The organism is Arenibacter aquaticus (assembly GCF_003957295.1).
Lineage (GTDB): Bacteria > Bacteroidota > Bacteroidia > Flavobacteriales > Flavobacteriaceae > Arenibacter > Arenibacter aquaticus.
Map to the genome: position 1 here is coordinate 36,965 of NZ_RQPJ01000002.1, position 11,565 is coordinate 48,529.

Genomic DNA, 11,565 nt, shown 5'->3' on the forward strand with positions numbered 1-11,565 from the left:
AAATGAGAAAATTATATAAATTATCCTTATATACTATTGTCCTACTGCTTCATGGTATGCTAATTGGGCAAAAAACAAATCAGATTTCTCTAGCCGGAAATTGGAGCGTAAAATTGGACTCATTGGATAAAGGCTCACATGAAAATTGGGCGTCCCAAAATTTTGAGGGTTTAACCATAAAATTGCCGGGCACTCTGGACGACGCTGGCATAGGACACCGTAACACCCTTAAACCAGCCCTTAACAATTACGTTCTTTCCAACCTCACAAGAAAACATCAATACATTGGAAAAGCATGGTACCAAAAGGAAATTAATATCCCCAAATCCTGGAAGAAAAAAGAAGTAAAACTGACCCTTGAACGGGTGATATGGGAATCCCAGGTTTTTGTAGACGGTAAATTAGCAGGGAGATCAGAAAGCCTTGTTGGAGCCCATGAATACAATTTAACCTCCTTTTTGTCTCCCGGGAAGCACTTACTTACTATAGTTATAGACAATTCTAACAAATATCCCTTTATAAATGTTGCAGGTAGTAAATATCCAGACCCGATAAACCAGGACATGGCCCACGGCTATACCAACCATACCCAGATTAAATGGAACGGTATTATTGGCAATATACTGCTAGAAGCATCCACATACAATACACCTGAAAACCTACAAATTTTCCCGGATGTTGAAAATAAAATACTAATGGTAAGCTTTGAACAGGCCAAGCCAGTGTCAAAAAAAATAATATTTGAACTTTCTGATCAAGATGGAAAAATTATTTATACCGAAATTGTCAATAATGCCATAATTCAAGGGAATCTTGTCTCTTTTAAAATTGATAAGCCAGAAAAACTTGAATTCTGGGACGAATTCCACCCTGTACTATACCAGGCCAAGGTTATAAGCCAGGGGCAAGACATTCAAACTAAGTTTGGTTATAGAAAAGTAGAAAATACCAATGGTGTTCTTAGTCTTAATGATGAGCGTATTTTTCTTCGTGGTAATTTGGAATGTGTCATTTTTCCGTTGACGGGATATCCGCCCATGGAAAAATGGGGCTGGACCAAACTTATTGAACAGGCCAAAAATTACGGGCTCAACCATCTTAGGTTTCACTCCTGGTGCCCTCCCAAAGCAGCTTTTGAAGCCGCCGATGAAGCTGGCTTCTATTTTCAAGTAGAACTACCACATTGGAGCCTTAAAGTTGGTGAGGACGAAAATACAACCCTATTTTTAAGAAATGAAGCAGCAAAGATTTTAAATGATTACGGAAATCATCCTTCATTTATTTTAATGGCCCTGGGCAACGAGTTGCAAGGCGACATAGGACTGCTAAACCGCATGACAGCTGAACTAAAGAAAAAAGACAGCAGGCATTTATACGCTACTACTTCCTTTTCCTTTCAAAAACCCACAGGAACAAGGCCAGAAAAGGAGGATGAATTTTTTATCGCCCAATGGACGGACAAGGGTTGGATTAGAGGACAGGGTATATTTAACGACAAACCCCCTCATTTTAATGCCGACTACTCTGCCAATAGCGATCATATTCAAGTTCCTTTGATCTCCCATGAAATTGGGCAGTATTCAGTTTACCCGGACTTGACCGAAATACCGGATTACAGCGGTGTTTTGGAGCCATTGAATTTCCTTGCCGTTAGGAACGCCCTGCAAAAAAAGGGAATGTTGGATCTTGCGGGTGACTTTACTCAAGCCTCTGGCAAACTGGCGGCCATGCTTTACAAAGAAGAAATAGAAAGGGCATTGAAAACCAACAGTTTTGATGGTTTTCAATTGTTACAATTACAAGATTTTCCTGGACAAGGAACTGCCCTAGTAGGTTTGCTCAATGCTTTTTGGGAATCTAAAGGAATCATATCTCCAGAGGAATTTAGAAAATTCAATAGCCCCTTAGTACCCCTAATTAGATATGAAAAGGCGATTTACGTTGAAGGAGAAAACTTCTTGGCAAGTATAGAAGTGGCCAATTATCTGAAAAAATTAGAGAATCAAACCATTGAATGGCAAATAAACAATGAAGAAGGTAACGTTCTATTCAAAGGTGCCATCAACAATTTAGACTTGACTATTGGCAACAACATGGAGTTGGGAAAAATAGCTATTCCCATCAAAATTGAAAAGGCCCAGGAATGGAATATTGAGATTAAACTCAAGGGAACAGCATACCAAAACAGTTGGCCAATTTGGGTGTATCCATCTTCAAAATTACTCCATCCAAAGAATATTATAATCACCTCCTCCTTTGAGGAAGCTAAAAAAGCTTTGGGCAAAGGGAAAAAAGTATTCCTTAACCCCGACCTAAAACAACTAAAAGGAAATGACGGAAGATTTACACCCGTCTTTTGGAGCCCCGTTCATTTCCCCGATCAACCAGGGACCATGGGACTCTTAATAGATAATGAACATAAGGCATTGCAAGATTTCCCTACTCAATCCTATACCCAATGGCAATGGTGGGATCTCTGCATCAATTCAAAAGCATCGCCTATAGATACCTTACCCGTGAAGCCCATTGTACGGGTCGTAGATAATTTTGTAACCAACAAACATTTGGCAAATATTTTTGAGGTCAAGATTGGCAATGGAAAACTTTTATTTTCTTCAATGGACCTCCATTCAGATTTGGAAAATAGACCAGCAGCACGCCAACTAAGACAAAGTCTATTAAACTATATGGAGAGTGAAGCCTTCGATCCAGTTTCGACTATAACTGCCAACCAACTAGAAACGTTGAAATTAGAGTAAAAGACAATGTAGGCTGTAGAATAAAGGTTAAAATATTTATAAGTAAATAGGATTTTTACTTATTAGGTCTTAATTTAATTATAATGGCCTGCAATAATAGGCAATAGTGCTGGATAAGCACTGTAACAAAAGTAAAATCGACAGTATGGACAGTTTTGTTTAAGAAACAAGCCCCACTCTAAAGCAATATACGATATAAAGTAAGTTTTATTAAAAACTGGGATAGCCAGATTTCATATTCAACCAAAACTACTTATTTCCAACAATAATGTAGCATTTTACATATAAACAGCAAAACTGTCCATAGTTTTTTATAATTATTCTTATTATTATTGATCTTTTATTAAGAAAAACAAAAAAACATGAAAAATAAAGCATATTTATTCCTGTTGATTTTGGGAGCACTTGTGCTTATTGTTTCCGTTTGGAACCTTCTCAAACCTTCGGACACCGTAGATTTTAGTGCCGATATAAAACCCATCTTAAACAAAAACTGTATCACCTGCCATGGAGGGGTTAAGAAGAGTGGTGGGTTTAGCCTATTATTTGAAGAGGAAGCCTTTGCTAATACCGAATCCGGGCAACCTGCCATAATACCGGGCAATGCCGCCAAAAGTCCGTTTATACAGCGATTGACCGAGAAGGACCCGGAATTGCGCATGCCCTATAAAAAACCACAACTTTCCAAGGAAGAAATTGCACTACTCACAAAGTGGGTAAACCAAGGTGCCAAATGGGGCAAACACTGGGCTTATTCTTTGCCCGAAAAAGTAGCTATTCCGGAAGCCGTTCAATCCGCAGGTCTTGCCTCGGACGATTCTGACGGATTTATCAAAAATGATATCGATCATTTTATCTTAAGAACACTTGAGCAGCACGACCTACAACCCAGTCCCACTGCAACACCAAATGTATTGGCCAGAAGGCTCTCTATGGACCTCACGGGATTGCCTACGGACAGGAATCTTTTTGAGAATTTTACCGCAGGCAACATATCCTATGAAAATATGGTAGACACCCTGTTATCCAGAAATTCCTATGGTGAAAAATGGGCCAGCTGGTGGTTGGACCAAGCTCGGTATGCCGACACCAAAGGATATGAAAAGGATTTGGGAAGGACCATGTGGCAATATCGCGACTGGGTCATAAGGGCCCTGAACAATGACATGCCCTATGACCAATTTACCATTGAACAATTGGCAGGCGACCTTTTGCCCAACCCTTCTGCCGATCAATTGATCGCCACGGCATTTCATAGAAATACGATGAACAATGACGAAGGCGGTACAGATGATGAAGAGTTTAGGGTAGCATCCGTAATAGATAGGGTAAACACCACATTTGAGGTATGGCAGAGCACAACCATTGGCTGCGTACAATGCCACAGCCACACCTATGACCCTTTTAAGAATAAAGAGTACTATAACCTTATGGCCTTCTTTAACAATACCAGGGACGAAGACACTTCCGAGGATGAGCCCAACCTTAAGTTCTATGATGAAGTTCAGCAGGAAGAAAAGGATAAAATTTATGAATGGATTTCCAAGCATGAGAGTAAGAATGTTGCGGAAGCCTATAACAATTTTCTTAAATATACCGAACCGGTCTACCATGCCCATTTGGCCACGGACTACACCAACGGAAATTTGGCAGACACCAAATGGTTAGCCCTGCGCGACAATGGTTCCTGTTACCTTAAGAACGTATATACACAAGGGGCCGACTATATGTACCTTAAATATTCCTCGGGTATAGATGGTACCAAGGTCACTATTAGAAAGGACAATGCAAAAGGTGAAATACTGGCCCAGTTTACCACCAATAAAACCAAGGGAAGGGAAATACAAAAGTTCCCCTTCAAAAAAAGTACGGAAAAATTAAATCTGTACATTGAGGCCAATAACGACAAGATTTCCCCAAAAAGTCCTACCAGTTATATTTCTTGGTTTGCGTTCCTTCCTGAAATAAAGGCCGATAAAAATTATGAATATCCACAGATTGATGACAGTTTTATGAAACTGTTGAACGTCAATACCCCTACACTACCGATCATCATAGAAAATCCGGACTTCCAAAAGAGGACTACCCAAGTTTTTGAACGAGGAAATTGGCTAATGAAAACCGATACCGTACAACCAGGGACACCAAGTAGTCTTAATCCATGGAACGATGCCTGGCCAAAAAACAGATTGGGCCTTTCAAAATGGATCGTTAGCAAGGAAAATCCATTAACGGCCCGCACCTTGGTAAATAGGGTATGGCATCAAATATTTGGCAGGGGAATCGTAGCCTCCCTAGAGGACTTGGGATCCCAATCCGATCCGCCATCGCATCCAGAATTACTGGATTGGCTGGCCTTGCGATTAATGAACGAGCACAATTGGAGCATAAAGGCCTTGATAAAGGATATTGTTATGTCTGGCACCTACAGACAGAGTTCCAAGAACAACGCAGAATTATACAATTTGGACCCTGAAAACAAGCTGTATGCCAGAGGCCCCAGAATAAGGCTTAGTGCGGAACAGATACGGGATCAGGCATTGGCCGTTTCTGGACTGTTGAGCAACAAAATGTATGGCCCAAGTGTAATGCCACCACAACCCGATGGTATTTGGCAAACCGTTTACAACGGTGGAAATTGGGTTGAAAGCAAAGGAGAGGACAAATACAGGAAAGCACTTTACACCTATTTAAAAAGAACGAGCCCCTATCCATCATTCTTAACTTTTGATGCCGGCAGTAGGGAAGTATCTACGGTGAGGAGGACAGTGACCAACACCCCTTTACAGGCGCTGGTAACCCTAAACGATCCCGTATACTTGGAAACGGCATACCATTTGGCCAAATATATGAAACAGGACCTAGATGTGGATACCAGTATAAAAAAAGGCTATAAGAAAGCGGTACTCATGGATATCAGCGAAGAAAAATTGAAGGTATTAAAGGAATTGTACACCAATTCGGTGAGCGATTTTAAATCTGAACCGGACAATATTAAGGAGTTTGTACCTTATGATACCAATGTAGGACCGGAGTTGGCGGCATTGACCGTAGTAGCCAATGCTATCATGAATTTGGATGAGTTTTTAACAAAATCATAGCGATGAACAGTTTAGACCGATTAATAAAAGAAAAGCTACAGCGGGACATACAGGCAAAGACCCGCCGACATTTTATAAAGGATTGTGTGGCCGGTATGGGCGGATTGGCCCTAGGGTCCTTATTCATGGGCTGTAATTCATTTGTAGGCGATAACAAAAAGGGCAAGATCGCCCTTACCGAAAGGGACATCAACCCCTTGGCTTCCATGGCCCCTCCCTTTCCTGCCAAGGTAAAATCGGTTATATACCTGCATATGGCCGGTGCTCCTTCACAATTGGAAATGTTTGATTACAAGCCTACCTTGCAAAAATTGAACAACCAGGCCTGTCCACAATCCCTCTTGGAAGGTAAAAAATTTGCTTTCATTAGGGGCGTACCCAAACTGCTGGGACCACAGGCAGAATTTAAGCAACATGGGGAGTCTGGCAATTGGGTCTCTAACTTCTTGCCCCATTTTTCCAAGGTTGTGGATGAAGTAGCTTTTTTAAAAGCTGTCAACACTGACCAGTTCAACCACGGGCCCGCACAGCTGTTTATGCATACGGGAAGCCCCAGATTGGGCAGGCCCAGTATAGGTTCATGGGTCACCTATGGCCTAGGTTCGGAAAATCAGAATTTACCGGGTTTTGTGGTACTTACCTCAGGAGGTAAAACACCCGATGCCGGTAAGAGTGTATGGGGAAGTGGTTTTTTGCCCTCCGTGTACCAAGGAGTGCAATGCCGATCAAAAGGAGATCCTGTACTTTATATTGAAGACCCCAAAGGCATTAGCCGTAATCTTAAAAAAAGTACCATTGATGCCATAAACAACATCAATAAGAAAGAATTCAACGAATATTCAGACCCGGAAATACTGGCTAGGATCAATCAGTATGAAATGGCTTACAGAATGCAAACGGCAGTCCCAGAGGTAATGAACATCAATAACGAACCGGAACATATAAAGGAAATGTACGGGGTAAAGCCGGGGAAGGAATCTTTTGCCAATAATTGCCTTTTGGCCAGAAAACTTGTCGAGGACGGAGTACGTTTTGTCCAGTTGTTCGATTGGGGCTGGGACAGCCACGGAACCGGCCATGATACGGCAGTTGACCTAGGGCTAAGAAACAAATGTACCGAAATAGACCGCCCTATGTCCGCCCTGCTCTTGGACCTAAAACAAAGAGGGCTGTTGGATGAAACCTTGATTGTATGGGGTGGCGAATTTGGCCGTACCCCCATGCAGGAAAACAGGGAAGGACAGGAAATGGCCTATAAGGGAAGGGATCACCATGGGGATGCCTTTACCATGTGGATGGCCGGTGGTGGTATTAAAAAAGGTGCCAGCCATGGCCTTACCGACGAGATAGGATTTTCGGCCCTGGAAGGACAGGTTTCGGTGCATGACGTACATGCCACAATTTTACATCTTTTGGGCTTTGACCACGAACAGTTCACCTACGACTTCCAAGGAAGACCTTTCCGTCTTACCGATGTGGAAGGACATGTAATTCATGACATACTTGCCTAAAATACAACCAACCAAACCATGCGAATACTACTATTACTTTTTGGATCTATATTACTCTCCTATGGACAGGAAAAAGTCCTGTTCTTTCAAACTGATTGGGGCAATCAATTGTCTTGGAACGACTTCTGTGAAAGGGCAAAAACCTCTGGTTATGACGGTCTGGAAATATGGCTGCCCTCGGGTCCTGATGATCAAAAAGCCTTAAAGGCCGCTTTAAAAAAACACGGGCTACTACTAAACCTTCTTCATGGCACCCACAAAGGACTGCCATTCCAAGAGAGTCTGGAACTATACAAAAAGGGGTTGGAGGCCTTAATGCTGTGGAAACCCGTGCTGATCAATTCCCAAACAGGAAGCGATTTCTTTTCCTTAGAGGAAAACAAGGCATTTATCGAGGTTGCCAATACCCTTAGTTCCCAATACAACATTCCCGTGTACCACGAAACCCACCGTGGCCGTTTTAGTTATAATCTACCGGACACCAACACCTATTTAAATCTTATTCCCGACCTAAAACTTACCTTGGACATTAGCCATTGGATGGTTGTCCATGAATCGCTTTTGGAAGGAAAAGATGCGTTGCTCTCCACTGTCAAGGATAGGTCGCACCATATCCATGCCCGTATAGGCCATGCCGAGGGGCCACAGGTAAACGACCCCCGAGCACCGGAATGGAATAAGGCCCTGGAAAGGCACTTGGGTATCTGGGAGGAAGTAATCCGAAACAACTGGAAAAAACACAAAGGCGTTTTCACGGTCACTACAGAATTTGGCCCTGCCGATTATATGCCCACCCTACCCTATACACGCATCCCGGTAACCGACCAATGGCAAGCAAATGTTTATATGATGGAACGTTTAAAGAAACGCCTAAAACTGAATAAATAGTTGATCAATGGAAGTAATTCAGCAATTAATAGGGCGCTTGCATCCCCTTGTAGTCCATTTGCCAATTGGTTTTATCATTACAGGATTGTTGCTACAGTGGTATGACCGTAAGAACCATGAATGGTCCAAAATAATCACCATGGTCTTTTTATGGGGATTTATTTCCGCAACCATAGCCAGTGTAAGTGGGTATTTATTATACAAAGGGGAAGGTTATTCCTTTGATACGGTGAAATATCATTTGTGGTTTGGAATTGCTACGGCAATTTTCTCTTTGCTCATGTATTTTAGGTTATTGCCGCCCACCAAAATGGACTTTATTAAACGAATGCCAGTAGTACTAATGTCGTTCTTGCTGCTCTTCCTAATTTCCTTTACCGGGCACCTGGGTGGAAATATCACCCATGGATCGGATTATCTTTTGGAGCCCTTGCCCAACAACATAAAAACCTTTTTGGGGCTAGGCCCGGAACTGTATGAAATGCCAACCCTAGACGAAGAAAACTGGGAGGAGGCAGAGCTTTATACCGATGTGATCCAACCCATTTTGAACAACAAATGTGTAAGTTGCCACAATGCAAAAAAGGAAAAGGGCCAACTGCAGTTGGAGGAAGAAAATGGAATCCTTAAAGGGGGAGAAAACGGTGCCATTATAGAAACCAATGACCCAGAAAACAGTTCTTTGTACTCAAGGTTGATACTACCTTTGGAGCATGAAGATCACATGCCTCCAAAAGACAAGACCCAGCTTACCCAAGATGAGATAGCCGTGATAAAAGCTTGGATAGCCCACAGCAACCCCTTTGACAAAAAAATTGGGGAACTTGGACTAAAAAAGAATTTGTTCCAAGCCTTTTTCCCAAAGGCAGAGGACCAAACCTACCCCGATGTGGAGGTTGCCAAAATTGCCAAGGATACCATTTCAGCACTTAAGAAAATAGGGTTACATGTAGAGCCAATTAGTGAAAACAATAATTTCATTAAGGTATCCTGTATAAATAAACCTACTTTTTCGGATTCGGATTTTGATTTGCTACTCCCTATCAAGGACCAGATAGTATCCCTTGACCTGGGTGAGACTCAAATAAGTGATGCTATTTTTGAAAAATTGGGATCCTTGCCACACCTTACCTTTTTAAAGTTGGACAATAGCGATATTACGGGAAGGAATATTGAAAGCTTGGAAGGTTTGGAATATTTAAAAAGCATCAACCTGGTTGGCACCAATTTCCAAGAAACCCATCTGCCAAAATTAAAAAAGTTCAAAACTTTACAGACAGTGTATTTGTACAACACCCCAATCCAAAAACCGCAAAAGGTTGAAAAACGAAAGCCCGGCGAACTGTTTTTTGACTATGGGGGCTATGACCTACCGGCTATAGCTACCGATTCTATTGTCTATTAAGTAAACACGGAGACCAAACATTTATACCGCCCCCCCTTCTTAAGGGTGGGCCTATCGTATAATGTATTCCATAAACAACCGCTCCATTGTTATGATCAAGTAGGGAGCACAAAATTGGCAGTTATCATTTTCATTTTAATAACTACCTAAAATATCTTAGCTTAGGTACCCATAAACCTAAGGCATGGACATTAGCAAAAAAGTAGGTCTCCTACTAGGCCCAATTTTCTTTTTTCTTTTAATTAATTTACCAACTGCCCTTATATCGGAAAAAGCCGATGCCGTAATTGCTGTAGCTTTATGGATGGTAATTTGGTGGATTACCGAGGCTGTGTCCATTTCCGTGACTGCCCTCTTGCCACTAATACTGTTTCCTACTTTGGGTATAATGCCCATAAACCAGGTAGGAGCCAATTACGGAAGCCCTATCATATTTCTTTTCTTTGGCGGTTTTGTCATGGCCTTGGCACTAGAAAAGGTAAATCTACACAAAAGGATTGCCCTGAATATCATAAAAATTACGGGAACCACCCCCAATAAAGTGATACTTGGCTTTATGATCGCTACAGCTTCCTTAAGTATGTGGATCAGTAATACCGCCAGTACGGTAGTGATGCTGCCCATTGCCTTATCTGTCATTGGGTTATTGGTCAATGATGCCGATGGTTTTACCAAGCATGACCGCAATTTTGCCTTAAATGTTATGTTGGGGATTGCCTTCTCTGCCAATGCCGGGGGTATAGCCACCGTCATTGGAACCCCTCCCAATTCTATCCTCATTGGCCTATTGGAAAACGAATACCACATTGAAATCTCTTTTTTAAAATGGATGGCAATCGGATTGCCATTCTCCATTATTATGGTTGCCATAAGTTACCTAGTACTGGTAAAGTGGCTATTCCCCAATAAGCAGCTAAAATTCACTGGATCCAAACAAATAATCCAGGAAGAATTGCAAAAATTAGGCCCCACCAGTAGGCGGGAGAAAATGGTACTTATCATATTTGGAATTACCGTCTTCCTATGGATCTTTAGGACCCTTATTAACAGTATATTTCCTCAATTGGGACTATCTGATACCATAATAAGTATGGTAGCGGCCGTAGCGCTCTTCTCTATCCCTTTCAACCTAAAAAAAGGAGATTTTATTTTACGATGGAAGGATACCGAAAAACTCGCTTGGGGCATTCTGGTATTATTTGGTGGCGGACTGGCTCTTGCAGAAGGAATGTCTTCCAGTGGTATTGTAGATATGGTAGCCAACGCAATACAGAACAGTGAGATTAGCATCCTCTTTACCGTAACCCTTTTGGTAATCTTGATGCTTTTTATGACAGAATTAATGAGCAATGTTGCATTGGTGGCAGTACTTGCCCCCGTGGTAGCAGGGATAGCCATAGGTCTGGAAATCCCCGTATTGTATCTATTAATACCGGTAACCATGGCCAGTAGTTGTGCCTTTATGCTCCCAATGGCCACCCCGCCCAACGCTATTGTTTTTGCCAGTGGATATGTAAAAGTGTATCAAATGGCTAGAATAGGCATTCTTCTCAACCTAATTTCGGTTGCTTTATTGGTCTTGATGTATCTATTTGTGATTCCCCTAATATTCTAAATGGCCTACCTCAAATTTAAATGATAATAAAAAAGTAAGGCCCTGCATTTTGTATGCAGTGGCCTTACCAATTGCCAATTCAAATATTTCTTAAAAAGAAAATTCCCTAACATATAGACGATTACAAAACAAAATTGTTACATAATCTTGATAATTATCCTCTTTTGCTCAAAAAAAAATAAGCAAGCTCACGTAGAAACAAATAAAATCGTTAAAAAAACAACAAAAACCCAATTGTCCTTTTGTATTTCCGCATCTTACTTTTTTTTTGGTTCTTTGAAAGAAT

Annotated in this window: 6 protein-coding genes; all 6 read left to right on the forward strand. The window is 41.5% G+C overall.

What is annotated here, in order from left to right:
- The first annotated feature begins 2 nt into the window (after positions 1 to 2).
- Positions 3 to 2,759, forward strand: coding sequence for a sugar-binding domain-containing protein (locus EHW67_RS03230; protein WP_126160927.1), 2,757 nt, complete (start codon positions 3 to 5; stop codon positions 2,757 to 2,759).
- A gap of 362 nt (positions 2,760 to 3,121) precedes the next feature.
- A complete protein-coding gene (locus EHW67_RS03235) occupies positions 3,122 to 5,860 on the forward strand; it encodes a DUF1553 domain-containing protein (protein WP_126160928.1) in 2,739 nt (912 codons plus the stop codon).
- Positions 5,861 to 5,862: 2 nt separating this feature from the next.
- Positions 5,863 to 7,371 carry a DUF1501 domain-containing protein gene (locus tag EHW67_RS03240; protein WP_126160929.1) on the forward strand — a complete coding sequence of 503 codons (1,509 nt, stop codon included), beginning with the start codon at positions 5,863 to 5,865 and terminating at the stop codon, positions 7,369 to 7,371.
- A gap of 18 nt (positions 7,372 to 7,389) precedes the next feature.
- Positions 7,390 to 8,259 carry a sugar phosphate isomerase/epimerase family protein gene (locus EHW67_RS03245; RefSeq protein WP_126160930.1) on the forward strand — a complete coding sequence of 290 codons (870 nt, stop codon included), beginning with the start codon at positions 7,390 to 7,392 and terminating at the stop codon, positions 8,257 to 8,259.
- 7 nt (positions 8,260 to 8,266) lie between these two features.
- Complete coding sequence (locus EHW67_RS03250; protein WP_126160931.1) at positions 8,267 to 9,664, forward strand: c-type cytochrome domain-containing protein; 1,398 nt, start codon at positions 8,267 to 8,269, stop codon at positions 9,662 to 9,664.
- A gap of 184 nt (positions 9,665 to 9,848) precedes the next feature.
- Positions 9,849 to 11,279 carry an SLC13 family permease gene (locus EHW67_RS03255; RefSeq protein ID WP_126160932.1) on the forward strand — a complete coding sequence of 477 codons (1,431 nt, stop codon included), beginning with the start codon at positions 9,849 to 9,851 and terminating at the stop codon, positions 11,277 to 11,279.
- Positions 11,280 to 11,565: the final 286 nt, after the last annotated feature.